Below are 26,676 nucleotides of genomic sequence, written 5' to 3' on the forward strand. Positions count from 1 at the left end.
CTATATTACACGATTGTGCCATAATTGTTTGAGCAGTGGAGACAAGACCTAATAGTGAGGCTTTAACGAAGTCAAAAGTCAGAAGTTAACCCACCCCTAACCCCTCCCAACCCACCCCTAACCCCTCCCAACCCACCCCTAACCCCTCCCAGGAGGGGAGCCAGGAGGGGAAGTCGGGGATTTGACCAAACCTCCAAAAATATTTCGCCTTAAAAGGCGGGGTTGCGCGACCCATATTATTTTGATAATATAATGTTAAAAAGCAATTTATCTATTCTTTTGCGGGTTTATAGTTGTTTAACTTAAAAATGAGACGTTTTTTCGTCTGAAACTTCCTCAGAGCAAGAAAGCTTTGTCTCAATCTAAAGTTAAATTACTATAATACCCACCGTCAAAGGCGATGCTTAAAATTGTTTGGGGTTATCAGACACGAAGTGGCTCTTCGTTGACTATCCCCATACAATTTTCCCTTCTTCCTTCTCCCTTCTGCCTTCTTCCTTCTTCAAGCAATTGTGCCAAAACAAGATTCTTTTAAGCAAACTCCTTTGCTCACTTCTCGATCATCTATTGTTAAAATAGCCTCCCTATATTCCAAACTGAGTTTACTTTCCATCGCTGATGTTCGATTTCGCAAAATGGTAGACCAAGTTGCAAAACCTATATCAAAGCTCAGGTCATACATTTTGTTTTGAATGCAAGCATGAACACTTGTTTTGCCATGATCAGACTTTTCTCCACGCAACCATTTTTCTTTTTGGTAAGCATTTAGGAAATTGAAATGATTGTTTCTTTCTTGACCAAATGTGCCATCCGCGCTCCAGATAATCCCGTAATCTGGGAAAAACGCATAAACAAAATGGTAACCCCAGAACCTGGGATAATTACCCTCATAAATTTTGCAATACCCTTCTGCTTTTTGAGTACCATTTTCTGTATGGACTGTGCATTGAAGTTGTGGTTGATGGATAACAGAACGCTGATTTTCTTCACCAGGAACCCCCCAAGTGAATTGAGCTGTAACTTCAAATTGCACTTCTAGATTAGCTTCTGGCAAACAAATTGTTCCGGTTTGATTATTTTTTTCGATAGAGATATGGGGATTTGAGCTTCTTTGTTCCGAGGTATTAATCAGCTCCCGGGAATTACCCTTAGTGTCACTCCACCAGGCTGAGTAATGCTCAAGGGTTTTGGTTTTGAAATGTCTAAGAGCAAGGAGAGAGCCATCTTCGAGAAAGAAATGGTATTGCTCATTGTAAACAGAAGTGAAAACAGAAAAATAGGTTTCAGGTATTAGATGTATCTGTGCAACACTAGGTTTTTTGGCCACGATCAATGCTCCACCAATGCTACCTCCTTGAAACATATCCCTACCAACTCGATATAATCGACTGCGATGTTCAAAAATGTCTTCACCGAAGAGTTTGATTGATTCTTCTTTTGATTCGGTAAATTTCTGATAGCGTTCTGCTTTACAACGTTTCCATCCGGTTGTTAAATCAATAAAACAAATGTCAGTAAACCCTGCACGTTCAAAGTGATGTCGGTAGGTTTCACGGGTTGGCACGTAAGCAGATTTAAACACTTCTCTGAGAGTGGTTTTTACCTCTGGTGTCAGGGTACAATTGGCAACGTAATCTTCAACATAAATGTAGCCATTTTCTTTCAAAGCGCGAAAACAAATTTCCAGGACTTTGTCACGCTCTTCAATGTGTAATAAAGAGAGAAAGGAAATGATGTTGTCAAATGAATTGGGTAATAGGGAATCAATGATTTGAGAACTGAGAATATTGCCAGTGAGGTATTGGATGCGCCCATCAAGTCCCATCCGTTGGGTGAGTTCTTGAGCAATTTCACTAAAATCCTGTCTTAATTCCACACATTGGAGCTGACATCCAGTTTTATAACTAATATATCGAGCTGGCCCACCCACACCACTTCCTATATCCAAAACACGAGAGTTGGAATTGAGTGCTAAATAATTAATGGCGCGATCGCAAGCTTGACTACCAAAGTAGTGATATTGATCCAAATGACCCAAATCTAGCAAGTCTTGAATTTCTAAAGCTCCGGTAGCTTTTCCTTTTTGCTTAAGAGCTTGACGAATACTATAAATGCGCCAATTGTAAAGTAAGGCTGCGTCTTGTGAGGAAGAAGATTGATTCTCCAATCCCGGTAATGTCATAATTACTTTATGGTAATAACATATCTAAATTTGAGTCATGGTTAGATCGGAGGATGTTTTAAAATTGACCTCTCACAGACTTTTTCAAACATCCTCTAGGATTTAGACACTGGACAACATTTGTTTCTGTTTAACAGCGGAAATTTGCGCTGATAGCTCCAACATCCGTTGCATGGGCTTGAGTGCAGCAATCCGAATGTCTTCTGGTATAGTGATTTCCGGCCCCCGATTTTTCATTGCTAAATATAACTTTTCCAAAGTATTCAAGCGCATGTGGGGACATTCGTTACATGCACAGGTCGTTGCTGGTGCAGCAATAAATTGCTTGTTTGGCATGTGCTTTTCCATTTGATACAGAATACCAGGTTCAGTGCCCACGATAAATTTCTCCGCAGCACTTCGCTCACTATACTCAAACAAAGCCCTGGTTGAACCGATGAAATCAGCATGGCGCAACACTTGTTCTTCACATTCGGGATGAGCAATAAATTCTGCTTGAGGATGTTCTATTTTCAGTTGTACAATCTTCTTTTCGGAAAAGATTTCATGAATCATACAACTCCCATCCCAAAGTACTAAATCTCTACCAGTTTGTTCACTTACATAGCGACCAAGATTTTTATCAGGAGCAAAAATAATTGGCTGATCTTTGGGGATTTGATTAACAATCTCTACCGCATTAGAGCTAGTACAAATAATATCACTCATGGCTTTAACTGCAGCAGAGCAGTTAACATAACACACCACTAAATGGTCTGGATGGGCAGCTTTGAAAGCAGCAAATTCTTCAGGAGGACAACCATCAGCCATAGAGCAACCGGCATCTAGATCGGGTAATAATACTAATTTGTTGGGGTTAAGAATTTTGGCAGTTTCTGCCATGAAATGGACTCCAGCAAAAACGATTACATCAGCATCTGTAGTAGCAGCTTGCCGAGATAAAGTTAAAGAGTCACCCAAATAGTCAGCAATATCCTGAATATCTGGCTCTTGATAGTAGTGAACTAAAATAACTGCATTTAGCTCCTTTTTGAGTTCTTCAATAGCTCCGAATAAATCATCTGGAATAGAGTTAAAGTCTGTATTTGTTTTTTTTGATTCCGTTATAAACATAGTTTGGTATCTTTAGAAACTATTTGTCAAATAAATATTAGGAGTTGACATCTCCAGGGGTTGAAACACCCTGGATTCTGCGGTTAATCCACCGCAAATGGGATGAATCCACATTTGCTTAAAGCCTGTCAACAGACTTCTAAACTTCTCGACATAGACCGAAATCTAGCTGTGAGTCTACTTTTTTTAGCTTTCACGAGTGGTTTTACTCAATATGTTGGAGCAATCTTCTCGCTGCTCTAGCTGCCTGCTTGCTTTGAGCCGTCGTAAGAAATTAATTCCCCGTCTCCTGTCCGCCGGAATTTCACCGCAAAGCGCGGTCTTGTCATGGCGACAAACCTTGTTCCTTATTCCGCTAGTATACCAGACTTTTACGCCGCTTTATTACCCGCGCGTCGTTATTCAACCAGGGGATAAATCACCCTGGCTAACTTCGGACCGCCATTTTTTATGTTTCCGGGTTTTGAGCGCAAGGCCATCGCACACAAAACACAAATCACTATAGCATAAATCAGAATTTGACTCTGGCCACAAGGACAAGAAATTTTCATTAATTTTACTATAATGAATAGGCTTATTAGAAATTTACACTACTTTTATTTAACTTTTTTTACAAATTTTTACAAAAAATCTCTGAAGAATTATAGAAAAGTGGTGACATACTCCCACACTAAGCTGACGCTATAGTGTGGGCTTCTCGTTTCGCAGTCCCGGTACCCCGTCGGACAAGCGCGTGCTTTAAGGACGTCTGGGCCCTGCCGCCCTATTTTTTATATTTATCGCCGCGTTGACATCGCGGTCTATTACTATACCGCAGTGCGGACAAGAATGAGTTCTTTGGGATAATTCTTTCGGGACTTTTTCACCACAATTTGAGCAATCTTGGCTAGTATTTCTGGGGTTTACCCCTATTGTTTTCTGTCCAGCATTTGCCTCTTTTCCTACGGAATGCTTCGCAAACAGAGGAGCTGCGCTAACAGCTTTGACAGTTAAAATAGTTAAAAATTGACCCCCAAATCGCATCATTAATTGATTTACTTAATCGAGTTAAGGATCGAATGGCCAACTATATTCTGGATATTGCAGAAGCACGGTTTCCTATTATAGCATTTCTCTGATTTATATCAAATCTGGTTAAACAGTTATAGTCAGGAGTCAGGAGAATAGAGAATCACAAAGATTTAGTAGTTATGAGGATTCAATAATTTTTTTATGTCCAATTTCCCCGGATTTGATATTATAAGGTACAATCGCGATCGCGCATTCATGCAACAAAGCCCAAATAAATCCTAAATTTTATTGAGATACAATAGTAGAAAAATTATGCTCATAGGTAAATGCAGCAAATTTTAGGAAATTTGAGGCACAGTTTAAAACTAATCTATAATTTTGATTCATATCATGTCCGTTGGGGCGCGTTTGTGTAAAAGTTAGCGTGGATATCTATAGGGAATTTAAGTTTTTTTCTTGTCTTAAGCCTTCCTGCCTGTTGCTTTCCGGAGCTGTTGCCTGTTGCCTACCTTTGCTATACAATACCGATGCTACCGGACATGATATCATTCCTTGTTCTCTCTCTTGCTACGCATTCCTTTGTGTCTACTGCCGCCGAGGCGGGTTCGCACCGCTGTTCTCTGTTTCCTAAAAGCATAAAACTTTGTACCTTCATAAACTCGAAAACTTCTGTATGTCTAATCGAAAAACTATACATCAATTAATTGCTCAAATTTCCCACAATACTCTAACTATATTTATGGGAGGTCAATTTATCCTTCCTTCTTCCTTCTTCCTTCTTCCTTCTTCCTTCTTGCTTCCTTCTTCCTTCCCCCTAATTACTCAAAATACAGAAACAAAAGACTCAAATTTGGATGCTGCTCAAAGAGCTGCTCAAGAAGGTCTTCAATTGTTTAAACAACAAACAGCAGAATCTCAACAACAAGCAATAGAAAAATTTCAAGAGGCAGCAAAACTGTATCAGGCAGCAGGTGATGAGGCAAAAGCTGCTAGTTCTCTTAACATGATTGGCTTAGTTTATTATTCTTTAAGTAACTATCAAAAATCTCTAGAATATTATCAGCAAGTTCTCTCATTGAGGGAAAAACTTAACCACAAAGAAGGAAAAGCTTATATATTAGCTTCTATTGGCATAGTTTATTCTGACCTTGGAGAAAAAACAAAAAGTCTAGATACTTTTAACCAATCATTACAACTATTTCGAGAACTAAAAAATCTCTCTCAACAAGCTTTTGTACTTCGTCAAATTGGTATGGTTTACTTTAGTTTGGGGGAAATAGAAAAGGCTCAAAATTCCTTCGATGAAACCCTGGAAATTCAAAGAGCAGAAAATGATACAAAAGCTGAAGCAGACACTCTTCAAACTTTAGCTATGATTTATGTTCAATTAGGAGATAATCAGAAAGCTAGCCAATATCTTAATCAAGCTCAAGCACTGCAAAATTCAACACCAAATAATGACTCTCAAACAGACAACTCTAATACAGAAAATTTGTTTGTTCTCCCCACTACAATAGAAGAACATAAAACTAGAATAGATGCTTTGAAAAAACAATTATCAAAATATCAACAAATAGGAAATCGCGGAATTCAGGGAGATACTCTTTATCAAATAGGGATAATTTATGCCAACCTGGGAGATAATCAACAAGCACTTAATTATTACCAACAAGCATTAGAAATTCAACGTCAAGTTGGTAATCCAGAACGGGTTGCTTCTACCCTCAATAATATTGGGGAAACTTATCTTTCATTGGGAGATTATCAAGATAGTTTGAATATCTACAACGAAGCCAGAAAATTACAAAATCAAATCGGCGATCGCTCTGGGGAAGCTGATACTATTAGCGCCATTGCCACATTCTACGAATATCTGGGAGATTATCAACCCAGTCTGGAGTCTTACCAACAAGCATTAGCAATATTTCGCGATGTCGGCAGTCTTCTAGGACAAGCTCAAACCCTTGACTCTATTGCCACAATTTACAGAATACAAGAAAAATATAAACGCGCCCTCAAATCTGCTCAAGAAGCTGAAGAAATCTGGGAAAAACAAGGAAACAACTATGGTCAAGTTTCTACCCTTAGCACTATAGTCAGAATTTATGAAGACAAGTCAGACTACCAACCAGCTCTGGCAGCAGCAGATAAAATTCTGTCTTTGGGAGAAAAATTTCAACAAACATTTCACAAAGCTATCGGTCTAGCTCTCAAAGGTAAAATATATCTGGCAATGGAAGACTATGACAAAGCACTAACATCTTATACTGAAGCATTAGAAATCACTCGTAATATCGGGAACCGTAAACTTGAAGCTCCCATCCTGGATAATATTGGCAACATTTACAAAGCCTCAGACAAACCAACTAAAGCCATAGACTCATATCAACAAGCATTAACTTTGTGGCAAGAATTAGGCGATCGCCCAGGAGAAATCAAAACTCGCTTTTTTATTGCCGAAACACAACGCAACCAAGGCAACCTTACTATTGCGTTAGAAATAATAGAAGCAGCTCTGGAGATTGTCGAATCTCAACGCACCAAAATTGCCAGCTCAGAATTACGCGCTTCCTACTTCGCAACAGTACAAGATTATTATGAATTCTATATCGACTTATTAATGGAGTTGCACCAACAACAACCAAACAAAGACTATGAAGGCAAAGCATTACAAGCCAACGAAAGGTCTCGTGCCCGTACTTTATTAGAAATTCTCACAGAAGCAAACGCCGATATTCGTCAGGGAGTAGACCCAGAATTATTACGACAGGAAAAACTATTGCTGCAACAATTAGAAGCATTGGAAGAAAGACGAGTTAAGTTACTTAGTGGAGAAACTATTCCGGAACACATAAAAGCTATTGAGCAAGATAGAGAAACTATTCTGAGACAGTATCAACAAACTCAAGCTCAAATTCGCGCCACCAGTCCCCGTTATGCAGCACTAACCCAACCGCAACCGTTGACATTAGCAGAAATTCAGAAAAAGGTATTAGATGATGAAACTTTACTACTGCAATATTCTCTAGGGGAAAAACGCAGTTATTTGTGGGCTGTCAGCAAAACAGAAATCAATAGTTATCAACTCCCCCCACGACAAGAAATTGAAAAAGCGGCTCTGGAATTTCGACTAACTATTACTGACTCACGCGATCGAGAAAATATATCCAATATTGATACTACTACCGATGCGCTAAGTAAAATTCTCCTCGAACCCGTTGCCGATAAATTGAAAGAGAAACGTTTGCTGATAGTCAGCGATGGAATGTTGCAATATATTCCCTTTGCCGCCCTATCTCTTCCCGCAACTACTTCTGAGGATGCAGGTTATCAACCGTTAATAGTCAACCATGAAATTATTAACTTACCTTCAGCTTCCACCGTAGCAATTTTACGACAGGAAACCGCCTCTCGGCGACCAGCACCGAAAACTGTAGCTATTATTGCCGACCCAGTTTTTAGCCTAGAAGATGAGCGAGTGTCGGGAGTGAATACAAAATCAACAGCATCTATTTCTCAGATGACAAGAGCAGCAAGAGATGTGGGGATAAAATGGGAACGTTTGCCAGGAACACGCGAAGAAGCAGAAGCAATAATGGCTTTAGTGCCGGAAGGGAAACGCACCGAGTCTTTTGACTTTCAGGCTAACAGGGAAACTGTTAACAGTCGAGAGTTGGGGAAATATCGCATTTTACATTTAGCCACCCACGGGTTTGCCAACAGCCAGAAACCAGAATTATCAGGAGTAGTGATGTCATTAGTGAATAAAAATGGTAGCTGGCAAAATGGGTTTTTGCGGTTGAATGATATTTATAACTTGAGTCTTCCTGTAGAGTTAGTAGTATTGAGTGCGTGTCAAACTGCCTTGGGCAAAAATATTCGGGGGGAAGGTTTAGTAGGTTTAACACGGGGGTTTATGTATGCGGGAACACCACGGGTTATAGCTTCGTTGTGGCGTGTGGATGATGTGGCAACGGCAAAGTTAATGTCGCAGTTTTATCAGGGAATGTTGCAGAATGGTTTTTCTCCCGTGGAAGCATTGCGGGAAGCACAGTTGCAGTTATTGCAGGAGGAGGGGAGTAAGAGTCCTTATTATTGGGCGGCGTTTACGTTGCAAGGTGAATGGCATTAACGAAGTCATATCATGTCCGGTAGCATCGGTCTTGTATAGTAAATAGGCAACAGGCAACAGCTCCGGAAAGCAACAGGCAAGAAAAAAACTTAAATTTCCTGTAGATATCCACGCTAACTTTTACACAAACGCGCCCCAACGGACATGATATCAGAAGTCAGAAGTTAACCCACCCCTCGCCCCTCCCCCTCCCTGGAGGGGAATGTAGGGAGATGGTGAAGAAGGAGGCAAATTTCCACCTTTTCCCCTATTCTATTTCTCTAGCTCCTAAGTTCTGAGTCGGTTCTCCTGACATCATATCATGTCCATTGGTATCGTTTGTGTATAAAGTTGGGGAAATATCTAGCGCCATTCATGGTTTTTCCTTCTCTTAAAGCTTCTTCCTTCTTCCTTCTTCCTTCTTCCTTCTTCCTTCTTCCTTCCTTATTGAGATGCACCCAAAAATTGAGCTTGTTGAATCCATTTTTGAACCAGATCGACAGTGGGACAAAGGTCACGTCTTTGCATAGTTGATACCTGTAATTTTAGGATTTGTTGGTGCAACCTATGGATAGGTATTTGAGCTAGTTGAGTAACTGAAGCAATGCCAGCATGAAGCAGAAGTCCACAGTATTGACAGCCAATACTAGGAACTCTAGCTAAGTCTGCTAATGCCACCCATTTCTTGATATATTGAAGATGAATTTGTAGTTGATTTGCTAGGGTTAATTTTTGTTGGGGGGTGTGAGTTATTTCTAGTAGTTTTCTCGTAGTAGTAATGCCATATTCTATTAGTAATTGTTGGTGTTGTTTACTTAAGCCTGGTAATTTTTCAATAGACCAGTTTTGAGATTTTATTGATTGTTTTTTTGGCGTTATTTTCATGTTAATTTTTTCTTTTTTTCAGCTTTGAGCAAATAATAATTTGAGTTTTTTTATTCGTACTTATTATTTTCATATTGCGATATTTCATAACTATGTAATACCATACCAAGCCAGAAAACTTGGGAAATATCTACTTTTTATTTCTTTCAAATCTTCTTCTTTCTTGCTTCTGGCTTAATTACGAGCAAGATGCTTATACTACTTATCATACCAATGCTGCCAGACTTATATATAACTTCTAAGCACCAATCTAATACCAATTACCATGCATTAATTCTATACTGAAGTACTACTTCAATTATTAAATAATTAACACATATATAATCACTTTTTTGATGATTATTAGCTGGTTAGCATTAGTTATTATTATGTTTACTTCCCCTCCTGGGAGGGATTAGGGGTGGGTTCACTCTGTGTACGGACGTTGCATGCAACCTCTCTACTTACTCCACCTCCAGGGAGGGGTCCGCGGGTGAGTCCCCCGATCAAGAAACTGTAGAAAAATTTTTTAGAAATGGCATTAAGTAGGACTTGCTGATTAATCATCAAACCATTGACAAGTAAAGGTTTGATCCTTATTTGATTCCCCAAAAGTGCGTTGGTTTTAGTCTAAAACCCTCAAAAAGTTAGCATAAAAGGCAAACTAAGGACAGAAAAGTCTTAGGACAAAACGCCCGCTCCTACCTCTTCACTCATTCCCCGTTCCTCCTGTCTCCTGTCTTCCCCTCCTGGGAGGGGTTTGGGGTGGGTTTTCTCCTGTCTCCTACTCCTACCAAAAGACTTGATTCAGCAAGCCCTAAGTATTCGTAGCAAACATCAATCGAACTCCTATTAAAAAGTTGATTGTAATGTGAAGCTCTATAAATCTACAGCAGTTATTATCTAAATATTCAATTCTAGTAACTTATAACTTAGTTGATGGTAAAAATATATTTATACTCACAAATATATTTAACTAATTGCTCTCTGGAGTGACAATAATCATAATAAAAAATACGATAAACTTTACTTCATAATCTTCAAGATTGTACAAACATTCTACTGTTTCTTTGAACTGCTTTAATACCTAAAGTAGCCATTCGTGAAATCATAGTTATTAAATTTTCTCGAGCTAGTTCTTGTTGCCAAATCCATCCTTCTCTAGTAGTAGAATATAGAGGAGGAAGGCGATTGAGAGTATAAGCAATTACATCCACTTTATTAATAGATATTAATAGATCGTTGGGTAATCTTTTAAGTTGCCGTTCTATTTCTACAGTTGCTAATGGAATCATAGCATTAGATTCATGTAATATAGGCTTTTGGCGATCAATTATTGCTTTTTTATCTGCAAAAGATGGGTGGAGTGGAGTGGAAAAAACTTTATTGTTTCTTTGAGCTGCTTTAATACCTAAGCTCACTACTCTAGAAATCATATCTGCTAGTTTTTGTGACCTTTGCTGTTGCCATATTTTTCCTTTTTGTGTTGTAAAATACATCGGTGGTAATCGATTTAGACTATAGGCGGTCACATCAGCTTTATTGATAGAGTCAACTATTTCTCGTGGTAATTTTTGTAACTGTTTTTCTATTTCTAAAATAGTTAGAGATTCCATTGCATTACGAAAAGTTGATGTTAAAAGTGAGTTACTCATATAATTACTCCTGATGATCGAGTTTTAATTAGCATGATAAATAATCACGAGTTTTATGCAGAAATGTTGTCTGCAATGTTCTTATACCATTTCATGGAAGTCATACATAGAGTGTGTAATATCATGTCCGGATAATTGAACATCTCCAGAAAAGAGGGAGTAGGCAGTAGGGGCGAATCGCGATTCGCCCGTACAGGAGTAGGGAACCCACCCCTCGCCCCTCCCCCTCCCTTGAGGGGAAAGAATTGATAATTTATGTGTGATAATTGATTTTATTTTTGATTTTTACCAGATGTCTATTAGTGATGAAAAAATTTTCTCCTCTTCTTCTTTCCCCCTCATTTCTTCTTCTTCTTACCGAATTATTAATTATTAATAATTAATAATTAAATAATTCGCGCCTTGAAGCCTCTCCTTTTAAGGGGAAAAAAGCGGTCGAGGGATGGCGAGGTCCCCTCGCCATATCCATGAGACCAAGACAGCGGTCGTACTTCGCAGCTTCCCGTAGGGTGGGATGGCGAGGTCTCGGAGCTGTCCGACCATCGACCAAGAGAAGAAATAATATTTCCTTATATTCAATCCTCTCAGTTTTAACCAGAGGTAATTATCAATTATCCATGATCAATTATCAATTAATGAAATCCTGACTCCTGAGGACTGACTCCTCTCTCGTTATAGTCTAAATCCTTGATCGAATAAGATTTAGTCAATATTGTAAAAGAGGTTTTCAAATCCGGAGTTGGTATAAGACGTACTTCAAGGACCCAGGGTTGCACCACTCACTTTTATGAGATTCGGTTTCCCTTTTACCAAATCTTTTTATAGAACCCAAATAGGACTGTGATAGTAACTCTGTAATTATATCGAATAAGTTGCTACAAAACTTCTAATTTTCACTAATTATTTGTTGGGCTTAATTTGAAGTTTTTAGTTAAAGTCAGCTTAAGATAAGATTATCTTGTTCGTATTAACAATCAAAAAAAATCTGCCCAGCCGAGCAGATTTATACTGTCAACATCTACTTTTTGGAGGTTTCTACCATCCTTCAAATAATCATACCAATATTTTGCATCTCGATCGGAATAGTTTAATTATTGTTATATTTTTATCATAAACTATAACAATAATTGTGTTAAAAAGATTTTAAATAGAGGGTATCACCCCTCATTACTGCTAATTAAAGCTATAATCAAAACAATCTAGAAGAGTAGCAAATTGATGTTTATCTGGTTGTAAAACCGTATTTCTACTCAAGAAAAATGCTTTGATTCCTACATTAATTGCACCCTCATAATCAGCAGTTAAACTATCTCCAATATGCACAAATTCTTCAATAGCACAACCACATTTTTGTAAAGCAGCGATAAATATTTTTCGATCGGGTTTAGCTGCTCCTACTTCTGTAGAAATAGTCACATTATCAAAAAAATCTGCTAACTTCAAGTCTAGTAAAACTGGATAAAGTCGAGAATCAAAATTAGATAAAACGGCTAACTTGATTCCACGATCGCGCCACTTTGTTAATGCAGGTTTCACATCAGGATAAACAAACCAAGGTGCAGCAGTAGCAAAATGATTGTAAAGTTCCCTAAAAAAACTCCTGAAATCAGAAAACTGCTCAAATACTCCCAGTTTTTTGTAAGTTGCAGTAGCGATCTCGCACCACCATTCAAACTCCAATTCTGGTATTTGAGTAGACTCCACCCCAGGAAATGCCATCGGTGGAGCAGTTTTAAAACTTTCAAAAAAAGCTGCATTTACAACGGGAGGCGAAACATCAACTCCCCACTGACTGGCAAATTGTTGATAAATCTCACCTACACTACCACGTACACCAAATAAAGTGCCAACAGCATCAAGCAAAATAACTTTAGTCATATTTAAGAAGGAAGAAGGAAGAGGGAAGAAGGAAGAAGGAGGGGGAAGGAGCAAGTAAGAAGGAAGGAAGAAGATTGATTATTAATATTCCGTTGTTTGAGATATTCCATAAGTCAACAGTAGTAATAGCAGTTGCTATATATATCATTAAATGGTAGATAATACCATGTCCGGATGATTAAGTATAATAAAAATGTTCGACTGAAGTGGTCTTTAAGGAATATCCCAAATTTATGCTCCGTTTCCAGTGTTAAACCTTAAATTTACACCTACCACCTACCACCTATCACCTACCACCTAAGAACTTTATTAATTATTGCTCTGCTGATTAAATCTAAAAGCATTGACATATAAAGACAAGTGCCTTTTTGGGGTCGAATTGCAGTGGAAATTTTTCAGCTGTTGGTGCTCATGCAAAGAGTGTATTTTAGGCTCATAGTTGGGCGGAAAAATCACTCTTACAATTCTTACCGAATAATTAAGGTAAAAATCCTCTCACTAGCTGTGGAGAAACAAGAAAAATTTTTCATGATTAGTCAATCCTATCCGTTTTCACTCTCGAGGTAATAATTAATAATTATTAATTATTAATTGTTGAATCCTACCTACTCGCTCATTCCCATTTCTCCTGTCTCCTGTCTCCAGTATAGCTGTCTCCTACCCCTACTAAAAGACTTTTTCAGCAAACCCTAATTAATTGTTGAAAAACTTGATAGTGCCTCTTGAATGGGATTAACTATCCAGTTGAAAGCAACTTTCATTTGATGCTCCAAGGTTGGTAAGCGATACAAATAAACTAGACGTCTTGCCAAATGTGCAACCTGACCATCCAGTTTAATTCCTAAACTGGTAAGAGTAGCGTTGTCAAGTCCCAATGCCATCATTTCACCCAATGGTTGATAGCGGAATGGTAACAAAGGCCGCCCAGTTACAGATGCCCAGATATTCCAGGCAACATAATCAGATTGTTGTATCGCTACTTGAGCAGTGGTGGGTACTTTTTGCCCATCTGCATCTTGGCAGTCTGCTAAATCTCCGAGAGCAAAGATTTGTGTATTGTCTTGCACTTGTAGAGTTGCACTGGTGATGATTTGGTCGCGCTGATTTTTTTTCAATGGTAATGACTTTACTACTGGGGCGACTTTTGTACCCACTGTCCACAAAACAATATCTACAGGAATGGTATCAACTTGCTCTTTATACTTTAAGGAAATTTGATTAGCTTCGATAGACTCAATTTCTGTTTCTAAATCAATCCAAATATTTCTCTCTGCCAAAGCTTGAGAAGCTGCTTCCCGGTTAAATTCTGGGGATGTTCGCAAAATCATATCGCTGCGTTCGACTAATCTAATTCGCCCCTTTTCTTGCAAACGGTCTGCTAATTTACAAGCTAATTCTACCCCGCTATAACCACCCCCAGCGATAGCGACCCGAATTTTTTCCCGGTCCGATGCTTCCAAAACTCGTAACTTTTCTTGGAGACGGTAAGCATCATCAATGGTGCGGAATGGGATTGCATATTCGGCGGCACCTATTACCATTTCCATTGGTGTTTCACCTCCCATAGCTAAAACGAGGCGATCGTAACTGAATGCTTGACCATTTTCTAGTTTTACTTGTTGTTGGTTGATATCAATTTCAGAGACAACGCCTTGACAAAAACGAATGTTGGTGTTGGTGAATAACTCTTCAAATGGTGGAGCTATTTCCCAGGTTTGTAATTCCCCGGTCACAAGTTCATATAATAGTGGGGCAAAGAGGAAGCGATCGCGTTGGTCTATCAGAATTATTTCGGGTTTTTCTGAAGGTTGCCAGGGAAACTGGATGAGGCGAAGGGCGGTATAAAGTCCACCAAAGCCACCACCAAGGATACAGATGCGCTGAGATTTGTCAGTCATAGTTAAGTAAGGGAAGTTAATATTAGGTCACTTCTTTATAGGATAGCAATATCGGAAGGAAGAAGGAAGGAGGAAGAAGGAAGGAGAAAAAACATAGCTCTTCAACAATTAATTATTAATTATTAATTATTAATTATTAATTATTAATTATTACCTCTCCTTGAAAAGAAGAGAATATTCCTTATGTCAAGCCTCCTTATTGCAGAGGTACTGAAGTCCGCAGTTCCTCCGGAGAAGGAAATCGAATCTGGAGATGTCTAATCTTCATCTTCATCTGGCGGTCTAGTAATAACATCAAACAAGATTTTTGCTAAATCATTTTTCTCATCAATTTCTTGAACTTCCTCACTTATTGCCTTAGCTTTTACCAAATCACCCATCTTCGCAATAATTAATCCCGAAGCAGCATAAGCTGTAATCAAAAGATTAATTTGTTGCTCATTTTTTCGACTAGCTAATATAGTTTTTACCTCTTGCCAATTATCCGGTAAATTTTCCCGTTTTTTCACTTCATCAATTACCTTATGAGCCAATTGTAGCGACATTTTCATATTATTTTTATAGAAAAAATAACGATAAGCACCTATCAAAATATCCAGATTTCCATCAGTCTTAGCCAAAGCTTGATTAATATAATTTTCCGATGTCTCAGTATCCTCCCAATTTTCCACCGCCAACATTAATAAATTTTTGACATCTTCAGGCACATCATACCAGGAAAACTGATTTTTTTGAACTTGCATTTGTTAAACCTAATAACTATCGATCGTAATTACCTTAAACTAGAAAAAATTGAAAATCTGCTAATCTTAATAACATTTTTACTTCTCTCTTTTTTTCAAGGAGAGGTAATTATTAATTATTAATTATTAATTGTTGAAACCACTTTTTGGTAAACCATATATAAATCGTCGGCAGTCACCTCTTTCAACTTAAACCCTGCCGCCTTTCATTGTAGGCTTTTTTTTGCCCCAAATTTACATATTACCGAAAAATTGTGGGTATGTGCCTCCCCTTTTAAGGGGATAATAAAGAAAAATTTTCATCTGTTTGTCAATCCTCTTCTTTCAAGGAGAGGTAATTATTCATTATTCATTATTCATTATTCATTGTTGAACTGTCCGGACATAAACTCGACAATGCTGTGTAGGGATTTGCTCCCAGTTTCTCAACACCTCCGGATATTGGCCCATGATGCAACTTTTAGGTTTTTTTTAGCGATATAGTTTTTACCCAAGGGCTCCATATAAGTACATCAGTACCTCAGCCAAATTATTTGGACTAGGTTATTATACAATTAGTTGGTGTTATATCAAGATTTGGCAACAAAAGTCAAGGGGAGATGAAATGACCAACAATCAATTACGAATTTAAGTTATAAGCAAGATAACCATGGTGGTTTGGCGATTGCAAGCTTGATGCAAGAAACCATCAAACAGAAGAAAAAATCTTATACTAGGTTATTTCCACTTAATCACAACTCTAAAATCTAAAATTACTATGTTTATTCCTGTAGGTTTTGAACAAAAATCAATCGTCACCTCCCACGGTAGAATGGTTTACTACACCAACGAAAAAACACCTTGGAAAACTGACACCGACAACATTGACGATTTTCCAACCCTAGTATTTTTTCACGGTTTCGGCGGTGGGTCATCTGCTTACGAATGGTCAAAAGTTTACCCCGCCTTCGCCTCAGAATACCGCATCCTCGCCCCAGACTTAATTGGGTGGGGGCGATCGGAACATCAGGCACTAGATTACAAAGTAGACGACTATATAACAACAATTATCGAATTTTTAGAACAAACTTGTCAATCTCCCACCAGAGTTATCGCCTCTTCCCTGACTGCAGCAATGATGGTGAGAGTCGCGATCGCCCGTCCGGAATTATTCAAGTCTCTCATATTGACAACTCCCGCAGGTTTATCTGACTTTGGGGAAAACTACACCCGCAGTTTTTTCGCTCAACTGGTGAGTACGCCAATATTAGACCGTCTGCTTTACAGTGGAGGTGTTGCCACCCCAGGAGGAATTAGAAGTTTCTTGGAAACCAGACAATTTGCTAATTCCAAGTTAGTTTTTGAAGAAATTGTGGAGGCATATTTAGAGTCAGCAACTCAACCTAATGCTGAGTATGCAGCTTTATCTTTTGTGCGAGGAGATTTGTGTTTTGACTTATCTTTATATATGAGTCAATTAACAATTCCGACGGCAATTATTTGGGGCAAAAAGTCGGAGTTTACAGGTCCAGAAATAGGTCAACGTTTAGCAGATTTAAACCGTCAAGCTGTGAAGATTTTTCAAACATTAGAAAATGTGGGTTTAACGCCTCAATTGGAAGTTCCAGCGGTGACTATTGGGTTAATTAAAAAGTTTTTGAAACAGTTGGATGAAGTTCCGGTTGGTGTAGTGTAGGTTGGTTAATTTAGGGGTAGGTTTTGATTTAACTTTCAACCTGCCCCTAATACCACAGTTAGAACAAGTTTTAGAACTAAAGTCCCTCAAACCTACAACCTATAACCTATCAGATACATCAAGCCCGGCAATTCCCGGCAAAAGTAGGGAAAACCGTTCATAGCAATGTGACGGCAAAACCATCAACATTGGCGGTATCTCGCAATGCTTTGAGGAATATCCCCAAAGCGCCATTCCAATCTCTTGGCATTGAGTGACCGCAGTGCGGACATTTAAAATGCTTTGAGCCTCCCAAGTTTTTATGAACATGACCGCACTTTGTACAAGTTTTAGATGTATACTCTTCAGTTACATCTATTACGGTTGCGCCTCGTTTTAAAGCATGGAACTTAAGAGTTTGTTTAAAACCATAATGTGCCCAACTTAGCATTTGGCGGACTGTTTTTGAGGTAAGCTTGCGTTTCTTTTTTCCTGATTTGGCAACCATTTGGGATGACTCAAAAGTAGGGATAAAGATAATGCGATACTCAGTTGTTAACCATTTTGCTACTTTTTTATGGACTTCATCTATAAGGTTTCTTACTTTAATAAACAAGCTATTAATTTTCTGGCTTACTCGCTGTCTTTTGTACTTATTGTTACGACTTTTTAATTTAGTTTTAACAGAGATTAGTTGATCAATATGCTGCCCCAACCGAAAAATTCTAGTAATATCTCCCATACCGATATCAATAAACTTTTCTCCATCAAAACCCGTTAAAAAACTGCGAACGCCAGGGTCTAATGCAATAATAGATTGACTCTTCGATGTTTCTGATTTAAACTCCACCGGAAATACAGCAAACCAGCGTTTTTTGTCATAAACTAATTGAGTTTGGAGCTTCCAAGATTTTTCTCTCACACAAACTTTATATGTCCCATCTTTTTGCTTTTGCTGGTATTCAACATTAATACTCGGAATTAACTCTGATGCGAATAACTTTAATCCTTTTGTAAGTAAAGGTAACCAAGTACCTTTTTTAAAGTCTTCGACCCTAAATTTAATTGATTGTATTCGGTCTCTAATTGAACGGAATTTTCCGCAACAAGGCTTTTTCGTCCCACTTTTACGACTAGCTTTAAATGCAGCGTTAGCATCATAAATTGCATTCACTTTAAGATGATATGGTGATTTTTTAATCCAATCTGGTAAGTCACTGTTTAAGATTACTTTACGCAAATCGTATTTAGAAATCAAACCATGTTTGCGCATTTTAGCTATGGCTTGATTAAAGCAATATCTACTTGCTGCTAGCCACTGTTTCCAAATTTGATGGAGACTTTTTTCTGGGTAAACTCTGATCTTTTGAGATTTGAGATGAATACTTTCGCAGCCCATACAATCTGGCCGAGAAACAGTGGAGGATTGAAAGGATGTCTTCAACCATTTCTCGTTCGGGAGAGAGTTCAACTTTGTGGAGAACCACGATTTCGCAAGAGTGTTTGGTACAAAACCACTGGAGCAAATCGAAGCCAAATCTAGCGAGCCTGTCTTTATATGTGACCACAATACCTTTGACATTTCCTGACATGACCCGCTCCAATATGGTAAGCATTTTTTTCCGTTTGTAATTAAGTCCTCCTCCAACTTCTTTGACAAGCTCTCCATCAGGATATTGGGATTGGAGATATTCACATTGACGCTGCAAATCTTCCTTTTGCTTTGTTGAGGAGACTCTGGCATAGAGGATGATAACCCTATCCCCGGTAGTCCCAGTTGTATATGTGGTGATGTCATATCTTCTCTGTCCCCCTGCTGTTCTGATTGCTGTAATTTTTCCTTGCTCTTCCCAGTACCGCAAGGTTCTGTCACAGACTCCCAAGATGCGAGTTGCTTCCCCAGGCGTTACATAATTTTTGGTCATTTCCTTTCCTTTCTGTTTTCATTTTATATCTTAGCACTATTTGCCGGAAATTGCCAGGGTTTTAAAAATCTAGTCACGCACCTTCTTCCCACATAAGATTACCAGTCCATGTCTACAGAAAGGTTAATCGTCATTTTTTTTCGTCCTGGAGGAACTGCTGTAATACAAGCACAAATAGTTTGACCACCATCAATTTCAACTTCACAAGCATGACAAGAACCCATTAAACAACCTGTAGGAATAGTTACTCCAGCACGTTCAGCAACTTCTAGAATAGGTTCTCCTGACTCTGCATCAACAGTAACATTATCTGGCAAGAAAAGTATTTCCATAGTTAAGCAATAATTATTTGATTAATTGTTAGTTTATAGTAAATTCTAATTAGTAAATTTGTAAGCATTTCCTCCGGAATGCTGCGCAAACAGTCGTCAGCTATTAGCTCTCAGCTATTAATTTTGGGTCCGCGTAAAAACAACCTTTTAAATTGAAAAATAATAAAAAGTTACTGCCATGAGTCTGAGAACAAAACCTTATGAATTAATGAATAATTACTAATTGCTGTTAACGTATTTCCTCCGGAGGAGGCTAGCTGACTGCTGATAGCTGAATGCTTAGGTAAATTTTAGTTAGGGCTTGCTGATTAAATCTAAAAGCATTGGCATATAAAGAAAAGTGCCTTTTTGGATTCGAAAAAAGTACCTGGTTTTCAGTCTAAAAAGCTCAAAAAGTTAGTATTTTAGGCGCATAGTTGGACAGAAAAATCAAGGAACAATTCTTACTCCTACTTCCTTGCTCCCAAGCCATTTCTCCCCTCCACGGTCGGGGGAGGGGCGAGGGGTGGGTTGTCTCCTGTCTCCTACAAAGAGCAAAAAGACTTTCCATACGCAAAGCCTAGTTAAATATCAACTTTAAATTTAAGTGGCGATGAACTTGATCTGTAATTGTATCTAACATAATTTCTCTTTGTTCTCTATAGTTAGCAACACCAGTCGGTAAACATTCGAGACCTCGTTTTTTACGCAAGAGATTTAACCAGGAACGACGCCAAGGACTATTATCAAAAATTCCATGTAAATAATTACCCCAGACAGACTGATTACTATTAATAAATCCCAAATCATGATCGTTAAATAAAGGATTTACCATATCTGGTTTTGTAATTTTGGTTCTACCTTGATGAATTTCATAACCGATTATTGGTAAATTAGCTAGAGGATAATTAGCAATAACTTGTCGCTGACGAGAAATTTTTTTAGCAGCAATTACAGTTCTGAGTGGTAGTAGTCCTAGCCCTTGATATTCTCCCCTTTGTCCTTCTAAACCCTGAGCATCTACTAAAACTTCACCAAGCATCTGAAAACCACCACAAATTCCCATAATTGTACCACCAGCAGCTTGGTAATTCTTGAGAGCTGTGGCCATGCCACTTTTTTGTAATACTAATAAATCGCTAATAGTAGTTTTAGAACCAGGAATGATTACTGCATCAGGATAACCTAAATTATCATTAGGATTAAGATATTTAATATTGACACTAGACTCTGAATCTAAAGGATCAAAATCAGTAAAATTAGAAATTCTTGGTAATTTAATAATGGCAATTGTAATATCAGCATTAAATTTAGAAGAACGTTGCTCTAAAAGACTTAAAGAATCTTCGGCAGGAAAGACTTCCTCAATCCAAGGAATTACCCCAATTACAGGAATATTAGTTCTTTTTTCTAACCATTCGATACCTGAATCTAGAAGCGATCGCTGTCCTCTAAATTTATTAATTACAATCCCTTTAATTAAACTTCTTTCTTCTGGTTCTAGTAGTTCTAGAGTACCAATAATATGAGCAAAAGCACCACCTGGATTTATATCAACGACTAAAATTGTAGTAGCATTCAAGTACTTGGCCACTCGCATATTAGTTAAATCTCGGTGCTTTAAATTAATTTCTGCTGGACTACCTGCTCCTTCACAAACTATTATGTCGAATTCCTGGGATAAAAGTTCTAAACATTCTTTAATAGCCTGCCAACCAATATTAAAATATTGCTGGTAATAATCTATGGCTCCTACTGTATCTAATACTTTTCCTTTGATAATAACTTGAGAAGTCATATTTCCTTGAGGTTTCAACAAAATAGGATTCATTTCTACACAAGGAGTCACACCTGCGGCCCAAGCTTGTACTGCCTGAGCATAGCCTATTTCTCCACCAGTAGATGTGACATAAGAGTTCAAAGACATGTTTTGTCCTTTGAAAGGAGCTACTCTCCATCCACGACGTGATAAAATTCTACAGATGGCTGCAGATATCAGAGATTTTCCAGCATTGGAGGTAGTTCCCACTACCATAATTGCTTTCATAAATGTTTGTGATTAAGGAATTATAATAATATTTTTCTATTTGCAATTTAAAATATATAGCTTGGTGTAACTGCTAGTATTTGTTAGTTTACAAGCTTATATATTTTTAACAGCTTTGTTGAATAAATGTACGATATTTATAAGATTCGTTCCCTGTAAATTCCTAAGAAGATAGAAAGGAATTTTTCTCCTACCTTAAAAACTAATTTTGTACTCTTGTTTTTGGCTCTAAATATAGATAGATTTTTAGGAGTTTCATACTTACCGAATAATTAAGGTAAAAATCTTCTCCTTTAAAGGAGAAACAAGCGGTCGTTTGCTTTTGCTTTTGCTTCGCAAAGCTGGCGCAACGCAAAACTGGCGTAACGCAACGCTGACGCGAAACGCGTCAGCGGAACGGAGTTCTCTCTTCGGAGCTTCCCGTAGGGTGGGATGGCGAGGGAACCTGCACCAGTTCCAATCGACCCAGAGAGAAAAAATTTTCTTTTTATTCAATCTTCTTCCTTTTAGGGAGAGGTAATTATCAATTATCCATGATCAATTATCAATTATTGAAAAATAAGTAATACCCTTTTAACCTTCCGAATAAAGGAGAGAAAAAATCAACAGAAGACTAAAAGCATTTTCAGCTATCAGCAGTTTTCTTGAAATTGATAGTCTATATTCATACCTTAAGTATGCAATAGCTTACTAATCATCACTTAGTTTCATAATCTATCATTATAAAGTTGAGTTTTGATTAAAAAATTACGATGGAATCCTTCAAAACTTGAATATTTATTGTCCATCTAAATAGGAAGTCTGAACCAACGATTAATTAAATTATAGAAGCGATCGCTCAAAGACGGTTGAGACAAACTTCCCTTTGCAGTATATTTTTTCACTAATTGATGACCAAGGGGTGTGAGGCGAAAACCATCTGTAATACCCTGTCCATCAACTTCCCTCCTTAATACACCCACCTGAATTAGCCACATTAGAGTATTTTCAGCCACTAATTCTGATATAAAATAACGAGTATAGCCGTTTTTTAAACCTGTCTGTGATGCTATTGATTTTAACTCCACACTTCGATCCGACATTGTTGCAAATAAGCTGATGTTAAACGGGCTACAACTAAGGGCTATTTCCGCCCTTTTTTCAGTATTAGTAGGATATTGGAGTGATATTAAGTTTGCAGATTTTATAGAAGTCATTGCGATTATTTATTTATTATAATCTTACTATTATACCATATAATCAATATTTTATATGTCATCTACAATACAAATAATATTACATTAAAATAAGCTATACAAATAATACTTTATATTTTTTTAACAAAGTAGTCTAGAAAACAAGCTAGAACAAATCTCAGGATAAGTAAAAGTTTTTCAAAGCACAAAATATCTTAAAATAACAGAAAGAATACAAGGCTATGCTGTAAACATTAAGGAGAAAACAAAATCTATGCCATTATCTGTTGGCACTAAAGCACCAGAATTCACAGTAAAAGATACCAACGGCAGCACCGTTTCCTTATCTGATTTTGCTGGCAAAACAGTTGTCCTATATTTTTATCCCAAGGATGATACTCCAGGTTGTACCAAAGAAGCTCAAAGCTTCCGAGACAACTATGCTGAATACCAAGGTAAAGATATGGTTGTTCTTGGTGTAAGCATGGATGATGAAGCCTCCCACAAAGCTTTCACTGAGAAATATGGTTTGCCTTTCCAACTATTGGCAGATGTTGATGGTGCTATCACAAAAGCTTATGATGTTGAAGGTGGTGGATATCCTAAGCGTGTCACCTATATCATTGACTCTACAGGGAACATTTCTCATGTCGATGAGAATGTGAAAACTGGTAGTCACGCTCAAGATATTTTAGAAGTTATCGGCACAAAATAATTAGTTTGTACTGATTTTCAGTATCTAATAAATTTTCCGAAAAATCCTTTTGTACTAATCGCCTGTAGATAATTCTACAGGTTTATTTGTTTTAGCAAATTTTAGTTTTAGAATAAATAGGGCTTACTGATTAAATATCAAAGCATTGACTGATATTGGTTTTAGGCTTTTTATGTCTTGAAAAAGTATGAGCTTTTCGGTAGCTTAGGTGAAAAAAGTGAGGATTTTCACCTAAGCAAAAGCCGAAAAACCACTCTGACAATTCTTACTTCTACCTCCTCGCTCCCAAGCCATTTCTCCCCTCCACCGGAGGGGGAGGGGCGAGGGGTGGGTTGTCTCCTGTCTCCTGTCTCCTACAAAGAGCAAAAAGACTTTCCATACGCAAACCCTAAATAGAAATTATGAGTACAGATACTCTCTCCTATCTTGGTCCGACCGAATTTCTAGTTAATCAACCTACTGTTATTACAGGTAAATTTAATTCCGAACAAATCCATAGTATTGCTCTAGTAGCAGAAGATAAATATCCTTTAAATGTTACTAAAAATCCAACTACAGGATTATGGCACGCAATTTTAGAATCAGGGTTTAATAGCTCAGGAAATCGTTGGTTGCGACTGAAAGGAACGGATATAAATAATAATTTAGTTATTGAACAAACTATTAATATTACTGTTAATAATGAACCGAATATTTACCCATCATTAACATTAATCACTCTCACGAATACTGTCTTTCAAGAAAGATTAGAAGATCCAGATAATTTAACTGCTGAAGAAACAGTAAGTCTATCCGTAGGTCAAACTTATCGACTCCTCAAATATCAGTTAGTAGATAACTATCTACAAGTTGAACTGGCGACTCCTATTCCACCCATTGGCAAATTTGGCTATTTTAATTCTCAACAAATACACTTATCTAAATGGGCAAAAATTCTCTACTTCAATCGAGATGATTTACCTGAAGCTCCCGAAGATAAAGCCTTATTATGGGTGAAACAAAGAACTCAAATTAAACTTAGACCGGAACCCTATTCCCAACTAGCATCCAATCAACAAATAGAACTTTTTTCTGGAGAAACTTATCTTATCCAAGGTTATGCAAGTGTAGAAGGTCATTTTCGAGTATCTTTAACTAAAGCTATCCCAGGTTTTGGCGATACAGGATATATCGATCCAGAAAAAGTAGAAATTATTAAGCAGGGAGAGACAGTAAAACATAGTCAGACAGCGATCGCTCTGAAAACTCTCAACAATACCATTATCAAAAAGCAACCAACAAACGAAGCATATTTAAAACCAGATGAAAAATTAATTCTGCAAAAGGGAATGGTTTATGGTGTCTCCAACTACACATCCCAAAATAACCATACAAGAATTTTACTTACAGAAAACCTACCGAACTTTGGTAACGAGGGGTATGTATATCCAGATTTTGTGCAATTAACGGAAGCTAGTCAAGCTTTTGCAACTGCTGCCACACTCAAATTTTTAGGTCCTACAGAAGTTTTGGTGAATCAAAGTACAACTCTCCGGGGTACTTATGATTCTACTCAAGGAAAAACTGTAACAGTGACTGCGGAAGATAAATATCCATTGCCAGTGAATTTTGACTCAAAGTCTGGTTTGTGGGAAGTTAAGTTAAGTCGGGGTTTTAATACAGAGGGGACACGGTGGTTACGCTTACAAAGTCTTGATAGTAAGGGAAAAGTTGTTGACAGTAAAGTAGTTAATATCTATGTAAGTTCAGAACCAATATCTGCTGGAAAAGATATTAAGTTGAAAGTTGCCAAGGATACTTGGTTTAAATTATATCCTATAGATAGTTCCAAGCTTAACGATCAACAAAAAGTGAGCGTTAAAGCAGGAGAAATTTTTACTGTTGAAAAATATGGATTAGTTGATGGGAATTTGAAAGTGGTATTGAATAATGGGATATCGCCAGTAGGAAATTTTGGCTATTTTTATGAACCCCATGTTGAAGTGACAAAAGGTTCTAAACTTTTACTATTTGATTTTACTGATGTTCCAGATACTTATATCAGCGCTAAAATATTGGTAGTTCAAAAAACTTTTATTAAAGGTAGTCCAGAAGATTCATCTCAACTTGATGATAATCAAAAAGCAGAATTATCTCTAGGTGAGACTTTGGCAATTACTGGTTATGCTTCCACTAAAGGGCATTTTCGTGTAACTCTGCTGGAGTCTATTCCCGGTTTTGGTAAAGTGGGATATATCTATTGGCAGCACGTTAGAATCAAGAAACAAGAAGAGGAAATACTCTACGATCCTAATGCTATTACAATGACGGTTCGAGAAACTACCGTGATTAAAAAGCGACCTTTGTTTTCATTTTTGTTAGGTCGCTCAGAAAGGGTAACGTTACCTATTGGTCGTGTATACGGGGTGAATAGTTATGCTGTAGAGGGAAATCATCTCAAAGTTGCTTTGACCGAACAAATGGGGGAATTTGGTAATACTGGTTATGTGTTTCCTAGTTACTTTTTGTTTAAACGTGGGAATAAATCTTTTAATCCCATTAGAAATAAAATAGAACTGAATGTTCCCTATTTTTCTCAACGTGATAACCCTCGGTTTTATTGGTCTACTTGTAATGTGACATCGATCGCAATGATATTTGCTTATTATGGAGTGCGGTCTTATTGGGGTGGTCAGTTAGAAGATGAGTTGTTGGAATGGTGTTTTAATAATTATGGTCAGGGTTCGGAAACAGACCACAGTGTATTATCAGCGTTAATTCGCGCTTATGATTTTGAGACAAGTTTTAGCACTACCCGTGAGTGGTCTGAGGTTAAAAATGAGTTGAATAATGGTCGTCCAGTAGTTTTAGCAGGAGACTTTACTGCTAGCGGTCATATTTTGACAGCGATCGGATATAGTTACAAGGGTTATATTGTTAATGATCCTTGGGGGAATGCTTTAACTGGTTATTCTGATACTGAAGGTAGTCGCCTAATTTATCCTTATGATTATATGGATCGAGTTGCAGGTCCGAATGGAGGTGTTTGGGCGCATTTTATTCGGAAAAAATAGGAGAGAGATGGGGAGATGGGGAGATGGGGGGATGGAGAGCTTTGACATACTCCCCGGCGTAAACGCACGGGGATTCTCCTGAAACCAGGATTCTTGGTTTGCTGACGCAAGGCTACGCCAACAATGAGTCCACTTAAACTAAACACCTTACGGCATCTAGTCCAGAGATGGTTCTCTCCCCAAGCGTTCGCTCTATTTCAAAAGCCTGTTCCCGTATGCCCTACGGTACAGTTTAAACCTTAAAAAAAACTTTGGTTCTCTGGTACTTGTTGCTTAAAGCTTTTCCATACACAAGCATTCCTGTGCAAAACCCCCTAACTTTAGTTTTCAAGGTGCTAGTT

General features: G+C 37.8%; 18 protein-coding genes and 1 pseudogene. 4 read left to right on the plus strand and 15 right to left on the minus strand.

Annotated features, from left to right (window positions below):
* Positions 1–502: 502 nt before the first annotated feature.
* The 4 genes and pseudogenes from F6K15_RS31755 to F6K15_RS31770 form a co-directional block, all read right to left on the minus strand.
* Positions 503–2,182: a methyltransferase domain-containing protein gene (locus F6K15_RS31755; protein WP_293069194.1), complete on the minus strand. Its 1,680-nt coding sequence runs from the start codon at positions 2,180–2,182 to the stop codon at positions 503–505.
* Between the two features lie 102 nt (positions 2,183–2,284).
* Positions 2,285–3,295 carry a quinolinate synthase NadA gene (nadA, locus tag F6K15_RS31760; protein ID WP_293069196.1) on the minus strand — a complete coding sequence of 337 codons (1,011 nt, stop codon included), beginning with the start codon at positions 3,293–3,295 and terminating at the stop codon, positions 2,285–2,287.
* A gap of 398 nt (positions 3,296–3,693) precedes the next feature.
* Positions 3,694–3,846 carry a hypothetical protein gene (locus tag F6K15_RS31765; RefSeq protein WP_293069197.1) on the minus strand — a complete coding sequence of 51 codons (153 nt, stop codon included), beginning with the start codon at positions 3,844–3,846 and terminating at the stop codon, positions 3,694–3,696.
* Between the two features lie 187 nt (positions 3,847–4,033).
* Positions 4,034–4,343, minus strand: a pseudogene (locus tag F6K15_RS31770) (zinc ribbon domain-containing protein); the annotation flags it as partial.
* Positions 4,344–4,979: 636 nt separating this feature from the next.
* Between F6K15_RS31770 and F6K15_RS31775 the strand changes: the two are divergent.
* On the plus strand, positions 4,980–8,438 hold the full coding sequence (locus F6K15_RS31775) for a CHAT domain-containing protein (protein WP_293069198.1): 3,459 nt from the start codon (positions 4,980–4,982) through the stop codon (positions 8,436–8,438).
* A 299-nt stretch (positions 8,439–8,737) separates the two neighbouring features.
* Here the strand turns inward: F6K15_RS31775 and F6K15_RS31780 are convergent, their stop codons facing one another.
* From F6K15_RS31780 to F6K15_RS31805, 6 genes are all read right to left on the minus strand, one after another.
* On the minus strand, positions 8,738–8,875 hold the full coding sequence (locus tag F6K15_RS31780; RefSeq protein ID WP_293069199.1) for a hypothetical protein: 138 nt from the start codon (positions 8,873–8,875) through the stop codon (positions 8,738–8,740).
* Complete coding sequence (locus tag F6K15_RS31785; RefSeq protein ID WP_293069201.1) at positions 8,862–9,302, minus strand: DUF4332 domain-containing protein; 441 nt, start codon at positions 9,300–9,302, stop codon at positions 8,862–8,864. The genes F6K15_RS31780 and F6K15_RS31785 overlap by 14 nt, the downstream gene beginning before the upstream one ends.
* A gap of 1,019 nt (positions 9,303–10,321) precedes the next feature.
* Positions 10,322–10,936 (minus strand): late competence development ComFB family protein, encoded by a 615-nt coding sequence (locus F6K15_RS31790; protein WP_293069202.1) that lies wholly within the window; start codon positions 10,934–10,936, stop codon positions 10,322–10,324.
* Between the two features lie 1,173 nt (positions 10,937–12,109).
* A complete protein-coding gene (locus F6K15_RS31795) occupies positions 12,110–12,814 on the minus strand; it encodes an HAD-IA family hydrolase (RefSeq protein ID WP_293069204.1) in 705 nt (234 codons plus the stop codon).
* A gap of 689 nt (positions 12,815–13,503) precedes the next feature.
* On the minus strand, positions 13,504–14,712 hold the full coding sequence (locus F6K15_RS31800; RefSeq protein WP_293069206.1) for an NAD(P)/FAD-dependent oxidoreductase: 1,209 nt from the start codon (positions 14,710–14,712) through the stop codon (positions 13,504–13,506).
* Between the two features lie 257 nt (positions 14,713–14,969).
* Positions 14,970–15,455 carry a hypothetical protein gene (locus F6K15_RS31805; RefSeq protein WP_293069208.1) on the minus strand — a complete coding sequence of 162 codons (486 nt, stop codon included), beginning with the start codon at positions 15,453–15,455 and terminating at the stop codon, positions 14,970–14,972.
* A gap of 757 nt (positions 15,456–16,212) precedes the next feature.
* On the opposite strand from F6K15_RS31805, the gene F6K15_RS31810 reads away from it, so the two are divergent.
* A complete protein-coding gene (locus F6K15_RS31810) occupies positions 16,213–17,130 on the plus strand; it encodes an alpha/beta fold hydrolase (RefSeq protein ID WP_293069210.1) in 918 nt (305 codons plus the stop codon).
* A 157-nt stretch (positions 17,131–17,287) separates the two neighbouring features.
* Here the strand turns inward: F6K15_RS31810 and F6K15_RS31815 are convergent, their stop codons facing one another.
* The 5 genes from F6K15_RS31815 to F6K15_RS31835 form a co-directional block, all read right to left on the minus strand.
* Complete coding sequence (locus F6K15_RS31815) at positions 17,288–18,508, minus strand: transposase (RefSeq protein ID WP_293069212.1); 1,221 nt, start codon at positions 18,506–18,508, stop codon at positions 17,288–17,290.
* Entirely contained in the window at positions 18,411–19,034 is a 624-nt protein-coding gene (locus F6K15_RS31820) for an IS607 family transposase (protein ID WP_293069213.1), read from the minus strand. Before F6K15_RS31820 ends, F6K15_RS31815 begins: the two co-directional genes overlap by 98 nt.
* A 98-nt stretch (positions 19,035–19,132) precedes the next feature.
* Positions 19,133–19,366: a 2Fe-2S iron-sulfur cluster binding domain-containing protein gene (locus F6K15_RS31825; protein ID WP_293069215.1), complete on the minus strand. Its 234-nt coding sequence runs from the start codon at positions 19,364–19,366 to the stop codon at positions 19,133–19,135.
* A gap of 559 nt (positions 19,367–19,925) precedes the next feature.
* Positions 19,926–21,392, minus strand: a complete 1,467-nt coding sequence (gene cobQ, locus F6K15_RS31830; protein ID WP_293069217.1) for a cobyric acid synthase CobQ — start codon at positions 21,390–21,392, stop codon at positions 19,926–19,928.
* A 788-nt stretch (positions 21,393–22,180) separates the two neighbouring features.
* A complete protein-coding gene (locus F6K15_RS31835; RefSeq protein ID WP_293069218.1) occupies positions 22,181–22,588 on the minus strand; it encodes an Npun_F0494 family protein in 408 nt (135 codons plus the stop codon).
* A 253-nt stretch (positions 22,589–22,841) separates the two neighbouring features.
* Here F6K15_RS31835 and F6K15_RS31840 point away from each other — a divergent pair, with 253 nt between their 5' ends.
* Positions 22,842–23,282 carry a peroxiredoxin gene (locus F6K15_RS31840; protein ID WP_293069220.1) on the plus strand — a complete coding sequence of 147 codons (441 nt, stop codon included), beginning with the start codon at positions 22,842–22,844 and terminating at the stop codon, positions 23,280–23,282.
* Between the two features lie 401 nt (positions 23,283–23,683).
* Complete coding sequence (locus tag F6K15_RS31845; RefSeq protein WP_293069222.1) at positions 23,684–26,335, plus strand: C39 family peptidase; 2,652 nt, start codon at positions 23,684–23,686, stop codon at positions 26,333–26,335.
* Positions 26,336–26,676 lie beyond the last annotated feature (341 nt).

This window comes from Okeania sp. SIO2B3 (assembly GCF_010672525.1).
Lineage (GTDB): Bacteria > Cyanobacteriota > Cyanobacteriia > Cyanobacteriales > Microcoleaceae > Okeania.